This is a genomic window from Methylomonas sp. AM2-LC (assembly GCF_039904985.1).
Lineage (GTDB): Bacteria > Pseudomonadota > Gammaproteobacteria > Methylococcales > Methylomonadaceae > Methylomonas.
The window spans coordinates 4,380,515-4,402,966 of the sequence record NZ_CP157005.1 but is presented as its reverse complement, the minus strand read 5'-3'; the positions used below and the strand labels follow the sequence as shown (position 1 = coordinate 4,402,966).

16 protein-coding genes are annotated in these 22,452 nt (G+C 40.9%); 7 read left to right on the top strand and 9 right to left on the bottom strand.

What is annotated here, in order from left to right:
- Positions 1-370: 370 nt before the first annotated feature.
- Positions 371-1,027, top strand: a complete 657-nt coding sequence (locus ABH008_RS19560) for an SGNH/GDSL hydrolase family protein (protein ID WP_347987289.1) — start codon at positions 371-373, stop codon at positions 1,025-1,027.
- Between the two features lie 204 nt (positions 1,028-1,231).
- Here the strand turns inward: ABH008_RS19560 and ABH008_RS19555 are convergent, their stop codons facing one another.
- Positions 1,232-2,308, bottom strand: a complete 1,077-nt coding sequence (locus ABH008_RS19555; RefSeq protein ID WP_347987288.1) for an acyltransferase — start codon at positions 2,306-2,308, stop codon at positions 1,232-1,234.
- Positions 2,309-3,454: 1,146 nt separating this feature from the next.
- Here ABH008_RS19555 and ABH008_RS19550 point away from each other — a divergent pair.
- Positions 3,455-4,405 carry a GDP-L-fucose synthase gene (locus tag ABH008_RS19550; protein ID WP_347990000.1) on the top strand — a complete coding sequence of 317 codons (951 nt, stop codon included), beginning with the start codon at positions 3,455-3,457 and terminating at the stop codon, positions 4,403-4,405.
- A 411-nt stretch (positions 4,406-4,816) separates the two neighbouring features.
- Here the strand turns inward: ABH008_RS19550 and ABH008_RS19545 are convergent, their stop codons facing one another.
- Entirely contained in the window at positions 4,817-6,235 is a 1,419-nt protein-coding gene (locus ABH008_RS19545) for an undecaprenyl-phosphate glucose phosphotransferase (protein ID WP_347987287.1), read from the bottom strand.
- 316 nt (positions 6,236-6,551) lie between these two features.
- The gene (gene leuB, locus ABH008_RS19540; RefSeq protein ID WP_347987286.1) at positions 6,552-7,649 is read right to left on the bottom strand and encodes a 3-isopropylmalate dehydrogenase; all 1,098 of its coding nucleotides are present in this window, start codon (positions 7,647-7,649) and stop codon (positions 6,552-6,554) included.
- Positions 7,650-8,286: 637 nt separating this feature from the next.
- On the opposite strand from leuB, the gene ABH008_RS19535 reads away from it, so the two are divergent.
- Both ABH008_RS19535 and ABH008_RS19530 read left to right on the top strand, forming a co-directional pair.
- Positions 8,287-9,855, top strand: coding sequence for an alpha-isopropylmalate synthase regulatory domain-containing protein (locus ABH008_RS19535; protein ID WP_347987285.1), 1,569 nt, complete (start codon positions 8,287-8,289; stop codon positions 9,853-9,855).
- A 185-nt stretch (positions 9,856-10,040) separates the two neighbouring features.
- Positions 10,041-11,048, top strand: a complete 1,008-nt coding sequence (locus ABH008_RS19530) for an NAD-dependent epimerase (protein WP_347987284.1) — start codon at positions 10,041-10,043, stop codon at positions 11,046-11,048.
- Between the two features lie 91 nt (positions 11,049-11,139).
- Here ABH008_RS19530 and leuD read toward each other — a convergent pair whose 3' ends face one another.
- The 5 genes from leuD to ABH008_RS19505 all read right to left on the bottom strand — a co-directional run bounded on the left by leuD (position 11,140) and on the right by ABH008_RS19505 (position 17,457).
- Positions 11,140-11,751, bottom strand: a complete 612-nt coding sequence (gene leuD / locus ABH008_RS19525) for a 3-isopropylmalate dehydratase small subunit (RefSeq protein WP_347987283.1) — start codon at positions 11,749-11,751, stop codon at positions 11,140-11,142.
- A gap of 45 nt (positions 11,752-11,796) precedes the next feature.
- Positions 11,797-13,206: a 3-isopropylmalate dehydratase large subunit gene (gene leuC / locus ABH008_RS19520; protein WP_347987282.1), complete on the bottom strand. Its 1,410-nt coding sequence runs from the start codon at positions 13,204-13,206 to the stop codon at positions 11,797-11,799.
- A 161-nt stretch (positions 13,207-13,367) separates the two neighbouring features.
- Positions 13,368-13,940: a phosphatase PAP2 family protein gene (locus ABH008_RS19515; RefSeq protein WP_347987281.1), complete on the bottom strand. Its 573-nt coding sequence runs from the start codon at positions 13,938-13,940 to the stop codon at positions 13,368-13,370.
- A gap of 229 nt (positions 13,941-14,169) precedes the next feature.
- On the bottom strand, positions 14,170-15,705 hold the full coding sequence (locus ABH008_RS19510) for a caspase family protein (protein ID WP_347987280.1): 1,536 nt from the start codon (positions 15,703-15,705) through the stop codon (positions 14,170-14,172).
- Positions 15,706-15,723: 18 nt separating this feature from the next.
- Positions 15,724-17,457 carry a C1 family peptidase gene (locus tag ABH008_RS19505; protein ID WP_347987279.1) on the bottom strand — a complete coding sequence of 578 codons (1,734 nt, stop codon included), beginning with the start codon at positions 17,455-17,457 and terminating at the stop codon, positions 15,724-15,726.
- Positions 17,458-17,707: 250 nt separating this feature from the next.
- On the opposite strand from ABH008_RS19505, the gene ABH008_RS19500 reads away from it, so the two are divergent.
- From ABH008_RS19500 to ABH008_RS19490, 3 genes are all read left to right on the top strand, one after another.
- The gene (locus ABH008_RS19500) at positions 17,708-18,211 is read left to right on the top strand and encodes a YgjV family protein (RefSeq protein WP_347987278.1); all 504 of its coding nucleotides are present in this window, start codon (positions 17,708-17,710) and stop codon (positions 18,209-18,211) included.
- A gap of 425 nt (positions 18,212-18,636) precedes the next feature.
- Positions 18,637-19,956: a UDP-glucose/GDP-mannose dehydrogenase family protein gene (locus ABH008_RS19495; RefSeq protein WP_347987277.1), complete on the top strand. Its 1,320-nt coding sequence runs from the start codon at positions 18,637-18,639 to the stop codon at positions 19,954-19,956.
- Positions 19,957-20,189: 233 nt separating this feature from the next.
- On the top strand, positions 20,190-20,693 hold the full coding sequence (locus ABH008_RS19490; RefSeq protein ID WP_347987276.1) for a YgjP-like metallopeptidase domain-containing protein: 504 nt from the start codon (positions 20,190-20,192) through the stop codon (positions 20,691-20,693).
- A 25-nt stretch (positions 20,694-20,718) separates the two neighbouring features.
- Here the strand turns inward: ABH008_RS19490 and chrA are convergent, their stop codons facing one another.
- Entirely contained in the window at positions 20,719-22,095 is a 1,377-nt protein-coding gene (chrA, locus tag ABH008_RS19485; protein WP_347987275.1) for a chromate efflux transporter, read from the bottom strand.
- Positions 22,096-22,452: the final 357 nt, after the last annotated feature.

The following is a 22,452-nucleotide window of genomic DNA, read 5'->3' as shown; positions in this document are numbered from 1 at the left end:
TTTAAAATTGCCAGGATAAGCGCTTACCCTGTAAAAATATGCCTTTCGTGTCTGTTTTCCCTAAGTGATAGTCCAGTTACTTTGGGTTGTCACTAGTTTTAGGTAATTCGCTAATAAAACAAAAGGTTGCCTTAACAACAAAAAAAGAATATAACCCATAAAAAGTAGTTATACTTCTGTTGAAGATGAATGCTAGTTACCAAAATAGCGAGTGATCTAACCGCTACTTTGTTCCCAATAGCAGTTAGATTATGTCAGAAAATCAATAATCCAAAAAGCATCAATTTAAATGTACAATTTTTCTGTAATGTGAACAGCCTAGTAGGCTTTTAAGTAATACTAAAATTTAATTATACAAGGATACTGAACAGTGAAAATATTAAATAATAACATTCAAATCCTTCTAGGATTATTTTTTGCCGCGACCTCATTCCTAGCCAATGCTTGTGAAAATCAAGACAAAAAAAATTGTATTGTATTTGTTGGTAACTCAATTACACAACATGGTTCCTGGGGTATGGCCGCTTCCAGCAAAGATAAGGATTTTAGTTCTCAGCTTTTAAAAAGGTTATCAGAAAAATACAATACCACTGTTTGGGAACCCTATATTAGAAATATTTACACATTAGAAAAAGATCCATTAAATTTCAAGCTCGATAGTCAACTGCAAGTGTTTGCACGAAACGCAGATTTTGTAATTGTTGAGCTAGGGGATAATTTTGACTCAAAAACAGCTAGTATTAGTGATTTTTCCAAATCTTATTTAAACTTGCTAGCTTCTTTACAACCCACAAGAGGCATATTGGCATGCGTTAGTACTTGGTGGTCTTCTCCAGAAAAAGATGGAATTATTAGAGAAAATTGTAAAGAAGTCGGTGGAATATTTGTCGACATCTCTGATTTAGGTAAACATCCAGAAAACATTGCCAAAAACGAGCGAGATATTAAAGACCCTGGAGTTGGAATACACCCAGGCGACAAAGGAATGAAAGCTATTGCCGATAGGATATATGAGGCATTAAATTAATAGGTAACTGTTCGCTTAACTCTAAATACAGACATGCTGAGGTTTACCGTTCGCCCTGTAGTTGGAAAGGTTAAGGGTTAAGCAGGGCATATTTCGACAAGCTCACCACGAACGACTTAACTTGATGCTATTGAATGCCAGGTGCTTTGCAATTCACGCTAAATTGTTACATTAATACAAAACATTAGTCTGGTTGGCTTTTCTCTATAAATTTGTGACTGACGGTTCTACTTCAATGATTGGTTTGTGTGTGTATCGTGCAATTAACGGCAATCGTTTTACAGCATGTATTATGGATAGCTCAATATACCGGTAAACAATCGCAGAAGCAGCAAGCGCAACTAAAATTGACACGCCTATAGATAAATTCAAAATTGGTGCATGTATTTTATTCAATAACACCGGCACCACTGGAGCAATCAACGGATGAAACAAGTAAAGAGAATAGGATGCTGCCCCAAAAAACAAGATTATTCTAGGTATTCTGTTCTGTATATAAGGCTCGATTGATACCATTGAAAAAACCAGAATCGCAGATGGTATGCCACTTACTATGAGTCTTGGTAAATGAAAACTAGGTTTAAAAACAATCCACAAAAGACATACAATCGAAAATATCATAGCCAAAGCAGGTGATATAAGTTTATTGTTGAGTGCAAAATACCCAATAATCATCCCAAGCCAAAATTCAAGCACTATTGAATTAAATAAAAACATCCAAACAGGAAAATTCTCAGGACGAAATAGAGATAAAACTGAAATTAGCCCCATTAAAATCCCAACAAAAATATAAATATTTATTCTTATCAATAATGCAAAAGTAAAGACAAGATAGAAAAACATCTCAAAAGTAAGGGTCCATCCCACCCCCAACAAAGGCTCTATTAAATCAGCGCTTTTTTTGTATGGAATAAAAAAATAGGAGTTGACTATATTTCCTATATTCAAAGTTGAATGAACAACCATTTCAGCCGAAAACAACATTACAATCACTTTTATAGAGGTTGCCAACCAGTACAAAGGCGTTATTCTAGTGAGACGCTGAATTGCAAATTTCGCCCATCCTTGCGGGATGCCTATAAGATTTCGTGATGATATGACCATTACAAAACCACTTATTACAAAAAAAATATCTACACCGCTTGCCCCATTATTCCAAATCTGATTATGTGTTCCAAGACGCTCTGCTGCGTAGAATGTAGAGTGAGTGATTACAACTAATAATGCAGCGATGAAGCGTAATGCTTGAATGCCGTCGTACTGGTGCTTTTTTATGTCCATTTTGATTAATATGTAAAATAATTAATTTGTATCAAAATTCAGCCAAGCAAATTCGTTATATATCTGGCATTTTATGCACATATGAGGTGCTTTCATTTTTCAATGCGAAATAAATTGTTGCTTTGTACAATGCTGAATGCGTAAACCACATTCCGTGTATATTGTTAGTTGTTGGCTAGCAGTACTGATCTGTTTTAAACCTGCGGCACACGCCGCACAATAACACTTGTTTTACTGGTGCAAGTAAGGCTATCTTGACATATAGCCCCACTAGACAAACAAAATAGTGTTGGACCTAGGCTCTAACCTAACAAGCGTTCAATGCCTTGAAAGTTATTCCACGTAATCATAGATTGTCCAGCATGTTGGTCAGTTCTTGCAGGTTACTGCTAAATCAGGCAAAGATCCCAACACACTGGTTAACAGTTTACACATTTTTACCAACAATCTGAAGTGAAAATAATTTGATCGATTCAGAGTAATCGGTAACTTTTGCTAACTTAGAAATATTCTGCAAGCGGTTTTACTATGAGTAGGAAGCCTTGTGATGGCTGATGCATAAGTAATCTTTATATTCAGAGTTAAAATCCTATCAGCATACCTGGGTATAGCAGAAAATTTCAGGCTGCATTCTTAGCTAAGAAGGTGCGATTATTTTTGCCGCAGGCGCAGTTATTTATCTACTTTTCGGAAAAACAATGTGTCCGAAGCGATGCTTTATGTTTGCTTTTTAATGACAGTGGGTGGAAATAATTGAGATTTGATAGTTGAAAGATATTCTAAGTATTACTACTTTGTTAATTTAATCCAGAATGGATTTATGATAACTATCAAGAATCATATCAACTTTAAGATTCAAAATTATAACTGTATTAAAGCGATATCGATACATCTAACTTAACCCGTATCTTAAGTGAAACCAAACTCACTGAAGTGTATAATTTAGGAGCAATGATCAGGAATGGGCGCTTTTGCTTACTGGAATCGTTACGATTTTAGACAGGAAAAGCCAACGAGATTTTATCAAGCCATTATATCAATGCTTGCTTTCGATTTTGAACATGCGCAAAAATATGCGCGACTAAAATCCAAGGTTATACAATTTCTATCAGCAGGGAATAATGGAATGAGCAACAAACAAAAAAAATATTTTTAGCTGGTCATCGTGGCATGGTTGGCAGTGCTATATATAGGCAATTACAGGAAGCGGGTTACAACAATATTGTAGTCCGTACCCGTTCAGAACTTGATTTAACCGACCAAGCGGCTGTGCGTACTTTTATGGAACAGGAAAAACCAGAACTAATTATTCTTGCTGCCGCAAGAGTAGGGGGTATACATTCTAATAACACTTTCCCTGCCGAGTTTATTTATCAAAATCTAGCCATGCAAATTAACATTATTGATCAGGGCTGGAAAGTGGGCTGTAAAAAACTTCTGTTTTTAGGTAGTTCTTGCATCTACCCAAAATTTGCAGAACAACCCATGCGGGAATCGGCATTGTTAAGCGGCAGTTTAGAATCAACCAATGAACCTTACGCAATAGCCAAAATTGCCGGTATAAAACTCTGTGAGTCGTACAATCGGCAATATGGGCTTGATTATCGCTCAGTAATGCCCACCAACTTATACGGGCAAAATGACAATTTTCATTTAGAAAACAGCCATGTGTTACCCGCCTTAATACGTAAATTTCATGAAGCAAAACTTGCCAATGCAAAAGCAGTTACCGTTTGGGGAACAGGTAAAGCCATGCGCGAATTTTTACATGTCGATGATATGGCAAATGCCTGTTTGCACGTAATGGAGTTAGATAAAGAAAAATATCAATCCGTTACCGAGCCCATGTTATCGCATCTTAATGTGGGTTCTGGTGTTGATGTAACTATCTTGGAATTAGCGGAAATGATTAAAAAAACTGTTGGCTTCCAAGGTGAAATTAGTTGGGATACCAGTAAGCCAGACGGATCACCCAGAAAGTTGATGGATAGTTCTAAGTTGCACGCTTTGGGGTGGCAGCCAAAGATTTCGTTAGAAGAAGGATTGAAGCAGACTTATCAATGGTTTATTGAACATCAGGATGATTTTAAGCATTGATGTCATCAATATAAGCTAAATCGGGCAATTTCGCTGTACTAGTTAGTTGTTGCTGAAAATACAATAAAATTCAAATCAATGTCGAACGATTGTCTTGTTGCAACGCTTTCACAGGTAGGTCGATTTTAGTTTTTGGATATTAGTAGGCAAATATTTTTATGCAAGCAGTAAAAAATGTTTTGTTACAAATATAATTGCATTCCTGATTACCTATAATCTTCAGGCAACTGCAAATATTAGTCATCGAAACCCCCATTCCGGTATGGATCTACCAGGGGTCAGGGCTGGGTTGAGTGAAAATGACTTGAAAAGCGCGATAGCGAAACCCAGCTTCGAAGCATACGCATACCCAATTTCCGTTTGGTATGATTGTTTAGCTGAAGCTTGTGAGTAATCAGGTAAACATTTCTACTAATAAACATTCTCCCCAACAAAACCTTTAAAAATAGTTTGCGCTACAATTTTTAAATCCAGAAATACCGACCATTGCCGTATGTAATCCAGATCATAATGAATACGCGCTTCCATTTTATCCATAGTCTCAGTTTCGCCTCGGCAGCCGTTTACTTGCGCCAAGCCGGTAATCCCCGGCTTCATTTTGTGGCGCAGCATATAGCCTTGAATATGTTTACGATAATATTCGTTATGGGCAATGGCATGCGGGCGAGGCCCCACTACCGACATGGTACCTTGTAATACGTTGATAAATTGAGGCAGTTCGTCAAGCGAAGTACGGCGTAAAAAATTGCCAAACGGCGTAACGCGTTTATCATTGGCCGTGGCTTGAGTAACCGTATTGCCGTTTTCCATTACCGTCATGGAACGAAACTTCCAAATTTTAATCGCCTCGCCATTTACGCCGTAACGTAGTTGTTTAAAAATGACCGGGCCGGGCGAGCTAAGTTTGATAATGGTGCCAATGATGAGCATGGGCAGAGCAATCAGCGGTAGAATGACCGAACATAAGGCTAAATCTTCTATGCGTTTAATTAAACCATCCAACGGGGAATTAAGCGGTGTATCAAATACACTAACAATAGGTATGCCTCTAAGGTTGGTCACTTTGGAATGCATCAGGTTAAAAATAAAAAAATCGGGCACAATGTTCACCGATACCGTGCTATCCGCCAGTTCTTGTATCAGATCGTTGATGCGGCTTTCTGCGCGTAATGGCAGAGTAAGATATATGTGATCAATTTCGCCGCGTTGCGCACATGCCAGCAAATCTTTAAAGTTGCCGATGGGTTGTGTGGCGTTTGCAGGAAGACGTTCCTGATTCTGGTCTATTCGGTCATCATAAAACCCGACAAATTTATAGCCTAACCAAGGCATTTCTGCCAGAGTGTTTTTTACCCGCTCCCCCAGTTCGTTGGCTCCGAGTATTGCGCAATATCGCACATTCAGGTTCATTTTTCGCAGATAGGCCAGTATTAGACGGCGTACTGAATGTAAAATAATGATACTGGTGGGGGCTAGCGGAAGCCAGAGTTCCAGTACGGTTTTTGAGAAGTTGACTTCGGCATCAAAGGTATAAAAGCAGCCAGTAACCAGAGAAAAGGCAACTATCCAGGCACCGCAAATGCGTACGGCAATATTAAACAAGGAGTCGCCGCGCCAAACTCGATAAATTTCGTTTTGTTCAGCAATAATACCGTATAGAGAACCCGAGAATATAAATAACTCCAGGTACTCGGCGTTTAAGGGTAGGGCGTAAATTTTTAATGAAACCGCCAGCGTTAGAAATATCATAGCAAGGTCAAGCACCCGCTTAATACCTTGCAGTTCTATCTGGAGTGGGCGAATAAATCCTTTAGCTTTGTTCCGATGCATTTAAATTTTGCTGATCAATCGGGTTGAAAGGCATAACTTTATACAGCTTATTATGCGTCATGGTTTAATTTAATAGCGTTATTATTAAACTATTTATTTTATAGAATGTACAGTCAAAATACAGGCTATCCTGATAAATTATAGCCACTGATAATGTTCACACGTTTATGACAAAATCAAGTATGTAGCTTGTAACAGCTGCCAGCGTATCAGTTATCAGTACTTAGTTATTCTGTTACGCTGACATCTAGTTGTTTACATCGTTCATGAGTCGACGGCACTTATGAACGATTAAGTTTTCATTTTGTTAAACTCTTCACATTTTTCGCAGTTTCTCAACGACTTTATCACCAAACTCTACGGTGCTGATCATGGTTACACCGCTGCCGGGTTTGGATAGGTCGGCAGTCGAGAAGCCATCACCAAACACATCTTGCATGGCTGTCCATACATTTTTGGCTTCAGCTTCCATGCCAAAGCTGTTTTCCAACATCATGGCAACAGAGCCTATCATGGAATAAGGGTTGGCGATGTTTTTTCCGGCGATATCCGGTGCAGAACCGTGTGAAGGTTCGTAATAAGCTTTATCCGGGCCGATACAGGCAGATGGCATTAGTCCTAAAGAACCCAGTATGCCACCACCTTGATCACTAAGAATATCGCCAAACATATTTTCCATGACCATCACATCAAACTGGGTGGGTTTTAAGCACAAAGCAGTGGCGGCTGCATCAACCAGAAAATTGATGACCTTTACGTCTGGATATTCTATAGCCACTTCTTCCATGACTTCATTCCAGAGTACACTGGATTTAAGCACATTGCTTTTATGAATATTGTGCAGCAATTTACGCCGTTTACTGGCTAATTTAAACGCTTGGTGCATAATGCGGCGGATTTGCTCTTCATCATATTCCAATGTTTCGCGCACATAGCGTAAGCCTTGAGCGTTCACCCCCATTTCTTTCTCACCAAAATACAGGCCACCCACCAGTTCGCGCACAATCATCAGGTCAATGCCTTCACCGATGATTTCGGCTTTTAGCGGAGAAAAATGTGCCAGTGCTTTGGGCAGAGAAACCGGGCGAAAGTTGGCGTAAGTATTATAGCGACGGCGCATAGGCAAAAGTGCGCCGCGTTCCGGCTGTTTATCGATGGGGATTTTTTTCGAGTCTTCATGACTTAAACCGATGGGACCTTTCAGTATAGCATCAGCCTGATCGCAAATATCTATAGTGGCTTGCGGAAATGCATCGCCGGTTTCGAAGTAGGCACAAGCACCAAATAAGGCGGGCAATAGCTCAAATTCTACATCATTACGTTCTTCAATAACTTTAAGAACTTTGATGGCTTCTTGGGTGATTTCTGGGCCGATACCGTCACCGGCCAATACTGCGATTTTATAATGCTTCATTTTTTATGCTAATTTATAAGTAAATTGGAAAACTCTAAACCAAATGGCATCGATTTAATAAATTCAAAAGCGTACGCCGACCAATACTGCGATTTTATAATGCTTCATTTTTTTTGCTAATGTCTAAGTGCGTAGGGTGGGTTTAGATGCCCAATTGGTACGATTTAAAATATTTAAAAGCCACTGTGCGCATCTTAACCCACCATGGGCATAAGTAAACCGCCCGATTATCAAAGACCTATGGGTGTCCGACGGACATGCGGTTTTCCGCATCCGTCGTCGAAGGCCGTAACCCAGCAGTCAGCTTAAAAATAGGCTATAAGCTTTGATTGGTAACCCAGCAATCAGCTTAACAACAGACTATAAGCTTCAATTAATGGCTTACGCTTTGCAAGCTAACACAATCCTACACGATTAATGCGCCAACCAACCTCGACCCATCCTATCGATATTTACCCTTATATTCTTACGTCACTGCCAATTTGGTTTAAGCCGACTATTTTACTTAGAACTTAGCTATCCTGCCTGAAAATTAATTTGAATTGTCATAATCAACATTATTGATTGCGCTACGTGCATTGCAAAGCGCATACCATTTAAGGGAAAATGTCCGCTTAGCTTTAAGTACTGGTCTGCAATGAATACTCAATCTCTACCTGCCACTTCGCTTCCCAGAAAGATCGAATTGATGGATACCACGCTACGTGATGGCGAACAAACACAAGGCGTGTCTTTTACACCCATGGAAAAAGTCAGCATTGCTAAGGCCTTGTTGCAGTTTTTACGCGTGGATCGTATTGAAGTGGCTTCGGCTCGCGTTTCGGAAGGAGAAAAAGAGGCGGTTACCTGTATTAATGAATGGGCAAAACAAGAAGGTTTCGCCGACCGCGTAGAAGTGCTGGGTTTTGTTGACCATACCAGCAGTGTGGACTGGATACTCTCTACCGGTGGTCAGGTAATTAATCTGTTGGCAAAAGGTAGCGAAAAACATTGCCGGGAACAGCTGGGTAAAACACTAGAACAACACAGTGCCGATGTGTTGAAAACTATTAATTATGCGCACCAGCAGGGTTTAAAAATTAATGTCTATTTAGAAGACTGGTCAAATGGCTATAAAGATAATCCTGCCTATGTGTATGGCATTATGGATACTCTACAACACAGTCCGGTGCGTCATTTCATGCTGCCAGATACCCTGGGTGTAATGTCGCCAGAGGAAGTTTATGCAAGTTTTACCGATATGTGTCAACGCTATCCCGATTTAAGCTTTGATTTTCACCCACATAACGATTACGGCTTGGCAACGGCTAACGTCATGGCCGCTGTAAGAGCAGGTGTTAGCGCTGTGCACTGTACTATTAATTGTTTGGGAGAGCGGGCCGGTAATGCCTCTTTGGCCGAAGTGGCTGTAGTGCTGCGCGATAAAATGGCAATGGATATTTCTATCGATGAAAGTCATCTGGTACGTATCAGTAATTTAGTAGAAAACTTTTCTGGAAAACGCATTGCTGACAATGCGCCAATTGTAGGTGCCGATGTTTTTACCCAAACAGCCGGCATTCATGCGGATGGAGACCAAAAAGGCGGCTTATATAAAACCCGCTTGGGGCCAGAACGCTTTTCGCGCACCCGTAGCTATGCGCTTGGCAAGATGAGTGGCAAAGCCTCGCTGAAAAAAAACCTGGAACTGCTGGAGCTGGATCTATCTGAAGAAGATCAAAAGAAAGTACTGGCACGTATTGTCAGTATTGGCGATTCCAAACAAACCATCACCACTGACGATTTGCCGTTTATTATTGCCGATGTACTGGAAAGCAAAAATTATCAGCATATAAAATTACAAGCCTGCTCAATTAACAGCGGGTTGGATTTGGAATCAACTGTCAGTCTACGCGTGGATATTAAAGGTGATAAACATCAAATTACCGGCGCTGGCAGTGGTGGTTTCGATGCGTTTATCGATGCTATCAGCAAGGTACTTGGTCGTTACGATTATAGCTTACCTCGCTTGGCAGACTATGAAATTCGTATCCCTAAAGGCGGTCATGCCAGTGCGTTGACCGAATGTGTCATTACCTGGGATTGTGGCAGCGAACTACGTAAAACCCGTGGTGTACACGTTAATCAGGTATTTGCCGCAATCTTTGCTACTATTAAACTCATCAATCTGCAATTGCACGAAATGGAGCTGACTGTCAGTAAATAAGCCGTAATTACTCAACATAGGGTATTAGGGCGCAAGCTGCCATGAAAGAAATATAGGTGCTGAACGAAGTGAAGCGCATCTGTCGCGATTGACACACCTTCTGACATAGACGCATCCAATAAAATCTTGAACATATTAAAACCCTTTATACCCGTTTTTGAGACTTCACCAAGGAGCTTTAAATAATGAGAATTTTGCTAACCGGCACCGCTGGTTTTATTGGAAATCATCTGGCAATACGATTACTAGAGCGCGGCGATGAAGTGATAGGTGTCGATAATCTTAATGATTACTACGATGTCAATTTAAAGCTGGATCGCTTAGCCCGCTTAAAAGACTATTCAGCTTATACTGACGTACGCTTGGATATAGCTGATAGAGCCGGAGTGGATGCACTGTTTAAACGCTATCAACCGCAAAAAGTGGTCAATCTGGCTGCGCAGGCGGGTGTCCGCTATTCCATAGAAAATCCCTATGCGTATATTGATAGTAATATCGTCGGCTTCATGAATATACTGGAAGCCAGTCGTCAACAACAGGTAGAGCATTTGGTTTACGCATCTTCAAGCTCAGTCTATGGCGCCAATGAATCTATGCCGTTTTCGGTACATGATAACGTTGATCATCCCCTAAGCTTGTACGCAGCCACTAAAAAAGCCAATGAATTAATGGCGCATACCTACAGCCATTTGCATGCATTGCCAACCACTGGCTTACGGTTTTTTACGGTTTATGGCCCGTGGGGACGTCCAGATATGGCTTTGTTTTCTTTTACGCGCGCCATTCTGGCAGGCGAAAGCATCAAAGTATTTAATTTTGGTAAACATCGCCGCGATTTTACTTATATTGATGATATTGTCGAAGGTGTAATTAGAACTCTAGATCATAACGCACAGCCCAATCTGGCCTGGAGCGGCCTGCAACCGGACGCAGCCACCAGTTTGGCACCATGGCGCATCTATAATATTGGTAATCAACAACCGGTAGAGCTACTCACATATATTGAAACCCTGGAGCACTATCTGGGCAAAACCGCAGAAAAAATTCTGTTGCCTTTACAACCGGGTGATGTGGTCGATACCTATGCCGATGTTGAACAATTAATTGCGGATGTGGGTTATCAGCCGTCTACACCTATTGAGCAGGGTATAGAGCGGTTTGTGGCATGGTATCGGGATTATTATAAGGTTTGAACAATGCGACGAGTGTTGTATCTAACTGTGTACCCTGTTTATTTTGCCACAGAAGCAAAATAAACAGGGAGCGCATTTTTAAGATTTTGGCTTAAGCCCACAACCAAGGATAATCTTGCTTATGTTGCTGTTCATACTGATCGATTTTATCCACATGCTTTAAAGTCAGGCCAATATCGTCCAGTCCACTTAGCAAATTACCTTTACGAAACGGATCTATCTCAAAGCTGAAACCATTCCCAGCCGGAGTGCTCACTTGTTGTTTTTCCAGATCCACTTCAAATTGCACACCTTCGTTGCCTGAAATTTCAGCCATTAATGCGTCCAACTGCGTTTTAGTCACTTTAATAGCCAGAATGCCATTTTTAAAACAGTTGTTATAAAAAATATCAGCAAAGCTTGTGGAAATAAGGGTGTTAAAACCATAGTCAGCAATGGCCCAAGGTGCGTGTTCTCTGGAGGAACCACAGCCAAAATTGTCACCAGCCACCAAGATTTTTGCCCCTTTAAAATGCGGATTGTTCAGTTCAAAATCCACATTATCACTACCATCGTCGTTAAAACGCCAATCGTGAAAAAGATGCGCACCAAAACCGCTACGCTCTACTTTTTTTAAGAACTGCTTGGGGATAATCTGGTCAGTATCAACATTGCTGCGATTTAATAAGGCGGCAATACTGTTATGTTTTTTATAGGGTTCCATACTTTTTTCCTATCAATTCTCGCTATTAAACTGCATAACCACGGGTTATGCAGTCGCCGCAAGTTTACGAATGTCAACAAAATGTCCGGCAGCCGCAGCTGCAGCGGCCATGGCAGGTGAAACCAGATGCGTCCGTCCACCTTTGCCTTGACGGCCTTCAAAATTGCGGTTTGAGGTGGATGCGCAACGTTGCCCTTTTGACAACTCATCACCATTCATGGCCAGACACATCGAACAACCGGGGTCACGCCATTCCCAGCCAGCATCAATAAAAATTTTATCCAGTCCTTCTTGTTCGGCCTGAAGCTTGACATGATAAGAGCCCGGTACTGCAATGGCCGTTACTCCTTTTGCCACTTTAGTGCCTTTTGCCACTCCAGCCGCCATACGTATATCCTCTATACGGCCATTGGTGCAGGAGCCAATAAAAACAAAATCAACCGGAATATCGGTAATTTTAGTGTGCGCAGCCAAGCCCATATATTCCAGTGCGTTTTCACACGCTTTGCGTTTAATCTCATCGCTAAAACTATCTGGTGCAGGCACACAGCCATCAACCCCAATCACTTGCTCAGGTGATGTTCCCCAGGATACTTGCGGAGCAATATCCGCGGCATCCAAGCTAATGGTGATATCAAACACTGCACCTTCATCACTGGGTAGAGTTTTCCAGTAAGCCAACGCTTTGTCCCAGTAATCACCGGATGGGGCAAATTCACGGCCTTGCAGATAGGCATAGGTTTTTTCGTCTGGAGCCACCAGTCCAGCTCTGGCACCCGCTTCAATTGCCATATTACACAATGTCATGCGTCCTTCCATCGATAAAGCTCTGATTGTAGAGCCGGTATACTCAATGACATAACCCGTTCCACCCGCAGTGCCGATTTTGCCAGTAATCGCCAGAGCAATATCTTTTGCCGTAGCGTAAGGGGAAAGCTCGCCATTAACGGCAATTTGCATGGTTTTAGATTTTTTCTGTGGCAAAGTCTGGGTTGCCATCACATGCTCAACTTCAGAGGTGCCAATGCCAAAAGCAAGCGCACCAAAAGCACCGTGTGTGGCGGTATGGCTGTCACCACACACCACGACCATGCCGGGATGGACAAATCCATGCTCAGGTACAACCACATGAATAACACCATTGTTTGGGCTTTTCATGTCATACAGATTTAAGCCATTTTGCTGACAGTTTTCCGCCATGGTTTCTATCTGCTTGCGTGCAATCGGGTCAGCTATCGGCAGGTTACGATTTTTAGTGGGTACACAATGATCCATGGTGGCCAGAATGCTGTGTGGATTACGCACTTTGCGACCAAACATCCGCAAACCTTCAAAGGCTTGGGGGCTGGTTACTTCGTGCATAAGATGTCGGTCAACATAAAGCAATGGTGCCTGTCCGTCCGCATCCACGACCAGATGGCTGTCCCATATTTTTTCATACAGCGTTTTTTTCATAACATATTCCAAGGCTAACATAGTGACTCAGTAGCGAGTACATGGCATTTACGAGATCAATCAAAAATAGTAATAAACTACATAAATATCTATTTTCCTCTAAAAGAGACTAGCTTTGCAAGAAGCTCAAAGTTTATCAACCGAATAAAGACTAACAAGTCTCAGGAAAGCATATAAGAATGGAAATATTGAGAAAACCGCCTGATTAAGCTTTCAGCCGGAAAGCGTATACCATGTATGGTGACCGCCACAATAAAAGGTATGAGAGTAAATCTAAGCCTGCAAAAGTGAATAACTTTGTCTTTCAGAAACACAAACCATATACAAAATAAAACGATTCCACCAATTACGGCCCCAATAATCACATCACTGATCGTATGATTGGCTAGTGCTACTCGCGAAATGGAGATTAAGAAAATCAAAGAGCTAAAGAATAGGTAAGGTACAATTTTTCGCCATCCTGTTTGGGATGAAGAAATAATAGCAGCAAAGGTTCCGTAGACAGCTAAAGACATTGCACTATGTCCGCTTGGAGAGTAAATTTCAAATTTATTGGGTAGTACAATATAACCCGTGTAAATAGCAAATTTACTTAAAGAAATACAAATGGCAGCAAAACAAAACGCTAGCAGGATGGCGAGTGCTGCATGAAATTGTTTATAAACTAGTAGAAAAAGGGTGCTAGCAAGCGTAAATGTACTGGTAACGGCGCTGTCGCCATAATCAGTGATCATAATTAGGTAATGGTTCAATCTATGGGCGTCCTGTTAATGATTTATTTCATTGGAGTTAGCTTGCTTAATGCTGCCATCTGCAATTGAGTTTTCGTTTATTTTCGGCTTTAGCGAGTGCATTACTTAAGATGACGAATTGCTAGGCCATCGATTTTAAAATATTTTGCGGAGCTGAACCAGCTTTCTGGGTTGTTTGTGCTTATTGAGCGACAAAACGGTTATTTTAGGTTCATTGGTCCAGCGCCAAACGAAAGCCAAGGTTGATGAAGTGATCAGATGGTGTGCTTTTAATACGCACATTGGATCTTACGAAATTAGGAATACCGTCCCAGCCACCTCCGCGTACATAGCGACGCGAGCAATCTCTACTTTCACACGAGCTGGTCCATTCCCAAACATTCCCTGTCATATCATATAAATTCCAGGCATTGGCTTGTTTTTTTCCCACTGGGTGAGTGCTGGAGCCTGAATCACCACGATACCAAGCGCTATCGTCCAAATTATCAGAATCGCAAAATTGTTTACGGGTATTTCCCGCTTGGCAAGCTACGAACCATTCCTCTTCGGTAGGTAATCGATAATGTTTGCCAGTCTGATTGTTTAGGCGTTTTATAAACTCCTGTATATCTTGCCAGCTTACGTTTTCTACTGGGCAGTTATCACCGCAACTAGAATATTTAGCAGGATTGTTGCCCATGATTGCTTGCCACTGCCTTTGCGTGATTTCATATTTACCTAATTGCAGACCCGTCGGTAATTGAGACATTTCTGGACAAAAGTTACATGTTTGTATTTTTGTGGTTTCAATGCTGGCAATGACTGGTAAGGATGTTACATCTTTTTTCGAGCAGCCTGCAAAACAAAAATCGCCGATAATTGACGAGTTTTCCCAAGGTACCTGATCATTGTTTTCATTAATGACACTTTCACGTACTTTTTTAAACATTTCCTCAATAGTTAGACCGGGTTGTATCAGATATTTTTTTAGGTACGAGGTATACAGACCATTTCTACCTCCAGTATTATCATCTGCAATGGATCCTGGCGCAGTTGAATAAGCAATTAGAGAGCCTTTAGGTCCGTACATGCCTACAATTCCTTCAGAACTACCCCGAAAGCCTTTGAAAGGGTTGTTACGGCAGGCATCAAGTATCAATATGTTTATCTGGTTACCTATTTCTTGCATTTCTCCAAGAATAATTCCTGCATCATAGGCGCGGGCTTTGAGTTCTGATTTATTTTGAATTTCTATTCCTACAGGGATCAGATAGTTAGTGCCATCTGTCTGTGCGGCATGACCTGAATAATATACAAGTCCGACGCTTTCTTTTTTTAAGTTGTTAACGAATTCATGTACGGCGTTATCCAGGTCTAATAATGAAGTGTTTTCTCGGTAAATAACTCGAAAACCAACTTGCTCCAAAGCTGCTTTCATGTCTCTGGCATCGTTAACTGGGTTTATTAAAGGTTTTCGCAGGTAATCTTTGTTACCAATGACCAGCGCCAGTCGCTTTGCTGTATCGGTGTCTGGTCTGTCGTTATCAATGCTGAAAACAGTATCTTGTGAATCGGTGCTTATATTTTCAACGCTTACGCCTCGGGTGGGCCAACTATGGTCAAGTACTTTAGTTGATGCTAGCGTCTTATGCTTTATAGATTGAATCATTTCGTCGGAGTTTGGTGTATACATTTCTGACCAAACACGCTGTTTGGGTAAAATTAATAGGCTAAATGAAAGCAAAACTAACAAAAATAGTCGATTCATGTATTGATTCTCCTAGCTTTAACGTTTGGCGCGTGTTGTTAGTGTAGTCATGGTTGCCGCTACAATACGTGTATTAACTTTTGATTCGGGTGTGCTTAAAAATGCCTGTCGAAATCGAGTCAAATATTCTCGTTCTGTTTGGCTGTTTGGTAATTCTCCTGCAAATAGTGGTTTAGCAGCGGCTATTGCAATTATCATCTCCTCACCGAAAGGTGGTCGGATCGTAAACTTGGGTCCACCTCCTTCACCATTGCCTAGGAGTAGGTGGCTATTAGGTGTAAGCGGTCTAGGCGGATTCCCTTGCGGACGTAACAGATAAATGGCTTCGCCGTTCGTTTGAATATATGTCAAGTACAGATAGCTGGGAAAGTCAGGCGTAGTAATGTTAATGTATAACTTATCTCCATCATTCAGCCGAGCTGGACTATAGCCTGATACTGAAATTTTTAAACCTGTAGGTTTAGCCAGAACATCACGTAAAGTTAGTAACGCTTCGCATTGTGGCCAAGGACGCAAGGTAGTATTTATAGAAATCGAAGCACCAATCTTTTTTAATTCTCTTACAATATGATTTAAATCTTGTTGCTCGCTCACGAAACCAGTCAGTCTCACAAGACCGTCGCTAGTAACAGAACCTTGCAAATCTGCACATTTTGCAGTGTGGATTAAGCCTGATACTGTCTGTTTCAATTCTGTAAGGGTGACGGGTATTATTTCCGGCAGGGCAGGGGGAATCCAAACCGGGTTAGGGATGGGGAGAGGCGTTATTGGCTTTGGCGTAGGGTTTATGTCGTGTACAGTATCACTCTCACTCTCAGGAACAATATCGGCTAATTCGGAATGAGGTAATGGGCCTGGAGCAGAAGATATTAGCATAATAAATGCATTTTGCGCCCATTTCTTGAAGGCTCGATAGGAAACCCAACCAAACCCTTTATCACCCCAAGTGTTACCCCAAGAGTTAATCAACTTGAATGCTTGTTTTGGTTCGCTATAGCCAACCAGTACCATGGCATGTCCACCAGTTCGCTCGGAAGACATGTCATCGTAAAGCTGATTTTTCTTAAGGTTTTCAAACGATCTGGACACAAACATGCCAAAAATAACTGGATTACCCTCGTAGATTTGGCCTTTTATATCATCCAATTGTTCAGTGTCGATTTTTTTCCAGTTTTTAATCCGGAACGGTGCCGCTTCAGAAAGAAGTTTTGCATCGGGTAAGCGCGAGCAATTACTCTCAACGTAGGGAAAATCGGTCAGACTAGCGACTCCTGTGTTTTGTAAAATTCCCAACGCATCGGAAATACTTCCTCCGTCTTCACAATTACCTATCTTGACTTGATTGAAAATAAATGCAGGGCTGAAAATTTGATCGGGTGTGTTGGGGGGGACACCTTGTCGGCGCGCTTCCATATAACTACGCGCTGCATAGGCAGTGGCCCATGCTACACAAGACCCCTGCTTTCCCTGGTCGCCTGGTTTGGGGAAATAGTTGGATAGATCTGTTTCGAGTGGGAAATAGGCGCGGTAGCGCGATACTTTGGGCATAGAAGCATATTTTTCAGGATTTTCAGGGATAAATCCCATGCCATGTTTTTCGTCAGCCTGCACCAAGTTGAAGACGAAAAATAACATTAATAGGTGAAAGTTAATAATGTAATTGGGTTTTTTCCAGATCAAGTAATAGCTTTGCCTATTGATTTGGCAAAATGTTGCTACAGTTAGTTTTACCAGCGTATTATGGCAACACATTGACTTTTCTCGTGAAAAATATCCTTTTACTCTTCTGGGTAGTAAATCAGTTTATAGACTTTCTGTTTCGTATGCCACACGTTATTTAATAAGCTATATACTCGACATTTTTAGAATTTGCATCCAATATTTATGTATTTTGCTTTTAGCTTCATAGTTTTTTATAGTGTGATTCGAGTAGATGGAATTGTCTTTTTCAAACTGATTTAACTGGCTTGTTTAGCATATGCCTAATTCTTGGAGCGACGCATTGAATCTATTAACTCTAGCCTACATAGTTGGTGGGGTCGGGGTTATTTTTGAATGGTACTCTTATTTATCTAATCGTGATTTGGCGTTTCGTTATTGGTCTACAGTTGCGGCATTATTTTGGGCAATACAATATTGTTTGCTGGGGGCTTGGACGGCTGGTTTAACTATGGGATTAACCGCACTACGTACTCTATCATCAGGATTTTTTTATAAAAAACAATATAAAAATGTGACTTTTATGTTGTTTTCTGCGTTGTTTGTAATGCTTGCAGCAATTTCTTGGCAAGGAATAATTTCACTGTTACCGGCGTTTGCGGTTCTGAATACCACCTTGGCCTTGTTTTATCTAACTGGCAGAAATATGCGTATGATTCTGTTAGCATCCAGTCTTGCCTGGATAGGGAATGATCTATATTGGCATGCTTGGTTTGCTTTGTTAGCTGAATGTGTTGCAGTAGGCCTTAACTTACGCACTATCAGGCGATTTTGTTCAAATGTGTAAGTTATTGATAGTGAGTTTGTATAGCTGAAATCAAATTTTGGTATAGTGATTCTGATTTTTATTTAATAGCATCAGCCGTTTTCGTATAATTGAAAAAACCTCACTAAAAAACCATCTTGCATTATTGAATAGTTAGAAAATATCAGTAATCTTATGCGAGAATGAAGCCTAATTTTTTGGCTATTTGTAAAATAATGGTTGGCATAGTTGATGATTTGTTACAAATTGATTTTGAAAGTTTAAACTAAGATGGTAGTCAGGCTTTCTCTAAAAAGTGAATTAGATATCATTTAAAACGTTAGCGTTATTAGTCAGGCTGCTTATTTTGTACTAGAATTTGCTAAATTAAGTTATTACCGCTCTGGAAAAATACATATTTTTAATTAAGTTAAGATAATCATCGATAATTACAAAGGGGAGTTTGGATGAAAGTAACTGTATTTGGCAGTGGTTATGTGGGATTAGTGACCGGCGCTTGTCTGGCCGATGCTGGTATTCGAGTAATGTGTATGGATGTTGATCAACATAAAATTGATCAGCTTAAACAGGGTATTATTCCAATTTACGAACCTGGTCTTGAACAGATAGTTAAAGATAATCAGGCAGATGGGCGATTGCAGTTTACAACTGATGTAAAAGAGGCTGTAAATTTTGGCTTGTTTCAATTTGTTGCCGTTGGCACTCCTCCAGATGAAGATGGCTCTGCTGATTTGAAATATGTGTTGGCTGTGGCTAAAAGCATTGCTGAGCATATGACTGAATACAAAATTATTATTGATAAATCGACAGTGCCAGTGGGTACTGCCGATAAAGTCAGACAAACTGTGAATGCAGTGTTAGCTGAACGTCAACAAACCTTAGAATTTGATGTGGTTTCCAATCCAGAGTTTTTGAAAGAAGGTTCAGCGGTAGAAGATTTTATGAAGCCTGATCGCATCATTATTGGTACCGATAATGAAAAGGCAGCTCGCTTAGTCAAACAACTGTATGCGCCTTTTAATCGTAATCGGGATCGTATTGTGGCTATGGATATCCGTTCTGCAGAGTTGACTAAATATGCTGCCAATGCCATGTTAGCCACCAAAATCAGTTTTATGAATGAATTGGCTAATCTGGCCGAAAAATTGGGTGCAGATATCGAAGAAGTCCGTAAAGGTATTGGTTCTGATTCACGAATTGGTTACAGCTTTATTTATCCGGGTTGTGGTTATGGCGGTTCTTGTTTTCCAAAAGACGTAAAAGCATTAGAGCGAACTGCGCATGAATATGGTTATCAAGCCGAATTATTAAGTGCTGTCGAAAATGTGAATAATAGACAGAAGCATCGCTTAGTGGAAAAAATTAATAGTTTTTATCAAAATCAATTGCAAGGTAAAGTATTTGCTTTGTGGGGGTTAGCATTTAAGCCCAATACTGATGATATGCGCGAAGCGCCTAGTCGAGTGATTTTGGAGGCATTAATAGCTGCAGGGGCAACAGTTAAAGTCTATGATCCTGAAGCATTGAACGAGGCCAAACGCATTTATGGAGATACGCTCGGGCTAGTTTATTGTAATCAACAGGAAAGTACCGTTCAGGGTGCTGACGCATTAATTATCGTTACTGAGTGGAAGCATTTTCGTAGTCAGGATTTTAATGAACTTAGCAGGTTATTGAAAGATAAGGTTATTTTTGATGGTCGTAATATTTACGATCCTGAGCAAGTAACATCCAGCGGCTTAACCTATTTTAGTATTGGCCGTTAAAAATTTGTTTCGGTAAACCCGTTTTTCGTAACTACACACTCAAGTTGGATGGCTACTGGGCTTATGATGCTGGCGTTCTTGGCAGAGGATGCCGTGAATACCTCCATGTAGGTTTATGCCAGCACCAAAAGCAAAGATTGCCAGAGCTTAACGGTTTTTAAACAACAGAGTGAGTAGTTACGTTTTTTCGACATGATTATTCATTATATCCAACTACTTGTCGGGTAATAATTATGCTACCCCTAAAATATTTAGCTGGATATTCATCTAATAACAACGAGCAAGTTTTAAGGTTAATTGATAGTGGTAAACTAGGACAAGTATTGTTAACAAAATATCCTGTTTGCCATGAAATCAAAACGGATAATGCCTTATATGGCTATATTGTAGCGTTAAAAAATCAGTTTCTTCGCCAGTCGGGACCACTGAGTAAAGTGGTTTACGATGATAAAATAGATGTGTTACATCAAGCGCTGGGTTTACATTCGGTTGTGTCTCGCGTACAAGGGGGCAAACTAAAGTCAAAAATTGAAATTCGCATCGGTACGGTTTTTAAAACAGCACCTGCTGAGTTTTTGCGTATGATTAGCGTGCACGAAGTGGCGCATCTGCGTGAAAAACAGCATAACAAAGCGTTTTACAAACTGTGCGAATATATGGAGCCGAATTATCATCAGTTGGAATTTGATATGCGTCTTTATCTGACCTATTTAAGTTTGCATGGGAATTTGTATTAGCCAGCAATTTGGGAAATCTGCCTAGCTAAGCAGGCCAGATTTTGATGAAACTTAACAAAAACCCCAATGCGCCACAAGTAGCAATGACTGTGATAACACCAATTTTGTAACGAAACAATGCCAAAAAAGCACACAGACTGATGAGTGCGGAAATGGCATCAAATATCCCTGCAAAGCCTTGTGGCCAGAATACATGCCAAGCGAAAAACACAGCCAAATTGAGTATTACGCCTACCACTGCAGCGGTAATGCTTGTTAGGGGTGCAGTAAAATTTAGATTGCCATGTGTTGATTCTACTATAGGGCCACCTGCCAAAATAAATACAAAGCTGGGGAGAAAAGTAAAGTAAGTGATTACAATTGCCGCACTTGTCCCCGCAAGTAATAGGTGGTCGGCACCAAATATTTCCTTTGCCCATCCGGCTACGAAGCCTACAAAGGTCAGAACCATAACAAGTGGGCCAGGGGTGGTTTCGCCCAAGGCTAAGCCATCAATCATTTGCTGGGGGGTTAACCAGTGAAAATGTTCTACTGCACCCTGATAAACGTAAGGCAATACCGCATAGGCACCACCAAAAGTGAGTAAGGCTGCTTTGGTAAAGAACCACGCCATTTGAGTCAGTGCGCCATCCCAACCATAGAGGGTACACAGAAACCCGATGGCTCCACACCAGAGTAGCAGACCCACAAGGGTTACTTTTGCCAAACCTAACCAACTGAATAAAGCATGGGTTGGCGTTGGTGTGTTGTCATCTATCAATGCCGGACCATAGTTGTGCTTAGTCGAGCCATGCCCGCCGCCGGTTAGGAATTTATCAGGCAGTAGCTTTCCTCCAATAGCACCGAAGATGGCCGCGATGAGCACAATTAATGGGAAAGGAGTGTCGAGCAAAAAAATAGCAAGAAATGCTGATGTTGCTATGGTCCATAAAAAGCCATTTTTAAGTGCTCTAGAGCCAATGCGATATGCAGCAAACATCACGATAGCAGTTACCGCTGGTTTTATGCCGTAAAGGACTCCTGTAATACCCGTCATATGACCATAGGCCATATAGATGAAACTTAAACCAATCAAAATCAGCAAGGATGGTAATACAAATAAGCTGCCTGCAACGATTCCACCCCAACTGCGATGCATTAACCAACCGATATAAGTGGCTAATTGTTGTGCCTCCGGTCCTGGCAAAAGCATACAATAATTTAGAGCATGTAAAAAGCGCTGTTCCGAAAGCCAATGGCGTTTTTCCACTAGCTCCTGATGCATAATGGCAATTTGCCCTGCTGGCCCACCAAAACTGATGAAGCCTAGCTTTAACCAAAAGCGAAAAGCTTCCCAAAAGCCAACTGGGGTGGGTCTGTCTAGAAAAGGCTGAGTCTGTGAAGGTTGTTTAGGTTGATTCATGTGGATTTTCCCTTTCTTGAATCTTATCAATTAGCCGTCAAAAAATCTCAGGTGTGATGGTGGGGATGATTGGCTTAGGTGGGACTCTTGAGTCGTAGGGTTTACCAACCAATGGGCGGCGCATCTGTCGAATAAGCAAAAGTAAAAAATATTTATTTTTCGACATTCTATCTTAATCGCTATTTATTTAAAACTTATTCGTGGATGATATGTTGTCTGTTGGTTAGCAGAACCTAAGACCCTACAAAAATTATTACAGGGATAAATAGGGTGTATGTTATTGTTTTACTGTATTATTTTCCAATACAAAAACTATAAATAACTTATATTTCAATAATTTATATATTTATAGGTGTA

Excerpts from the sequence above, each read along its gene's own strand:
- ABH008_RS19555 (WP_347987288.1), bottom strand. The coding sequence starts at position 2,308 with ATGGACATAAAAAAGCACCAGTACGACGGCATTCAAGCATTACGCTTC.
- ABH008_RS19545 (WP_347987287.1), bottom strand. The coding sequence starts at position 6,235 with ATGCATCGGAACAAAGCTAAAGGATTTATTCGCCCACTCCAGATAGAA.
- leuB (WP_347987286.1), bottom strand. The coding sequence starts at position 7,649 with ATGAAGCATTATAAAATCGCAGTATTGGCCGGTGACGGTATCGGCCCA.
- ABH008_RS19535 (WP_347987285.1), top strand. The coding sequence starts at position 8,287 with ATGAATACTCAATCTCTACCTGCCACTTCGCTTCCCAGAAAGATCGAA.
- ABH008_RS19530 (WP_347987284.1), top strand. The coding sequence starts at position 10,041 with ATGAGAATTTTGCTAACCGGCACCGCTGGTTTTATTGGAAATCATCTG.
- leuD (WP_347987283.1), bottom strand. The coding sequence starts at position 11,751 with ATGGAACCCTATAAAAAACATAACAGTATTGCCGCCTTATTAAATCGC.
- leuC (WP_347987282.1), bottom strand. The coding sequence starts at position 13,206 with ATGAAAAAAACGCTGTATGAAAAAATATGGGACAGCCATCTGGTCGTG.
- ABH008_RS19515 (WP_347987281.1), bottom strand. The coding sequence starts at position 13,940 with ATGATCACTGATTATGGCGACAGCGCCGTTACCAGTACATTTACGCTT.
- ABH008_RS19510 (WP_347987280.1), bottom strand. The coding sequence starts at position 15,705 with ATGAATCGACTATTTTTGTTAGTTTTGCTTTCATTTAGCCTATTAATT.
- ABH008_RS19505 (WP_347987279.1), bottom strand. The coding sequence starts at position 17,457 with ATGTGTTGCCATAATACGCTGGTAAAACTAACTGTAGCAACATTTTGC.
- ABH008_RS19495 (WP_347987277.1), top strand. The coding sequence starts at position 18,637 with ATGAAAGTAACTGTATTTGGCAGTGGTTATGTGGGATTAGTGACCGGC.
- ABH008_RS19490 (WP_347987276.1), top strand. The coding sequence starts at position 20,190 with ATGCTACCCCTAAAATATTTAGCTGGATATTCATCTAATAACAACGAG.
- chrA (WP_347987275.1), bottom strand. The coding sequence starts at position 22,095 with ATGAATCAACCTAAACAACCTTCACAGACTCAGCCTTTTCTAGACAGA.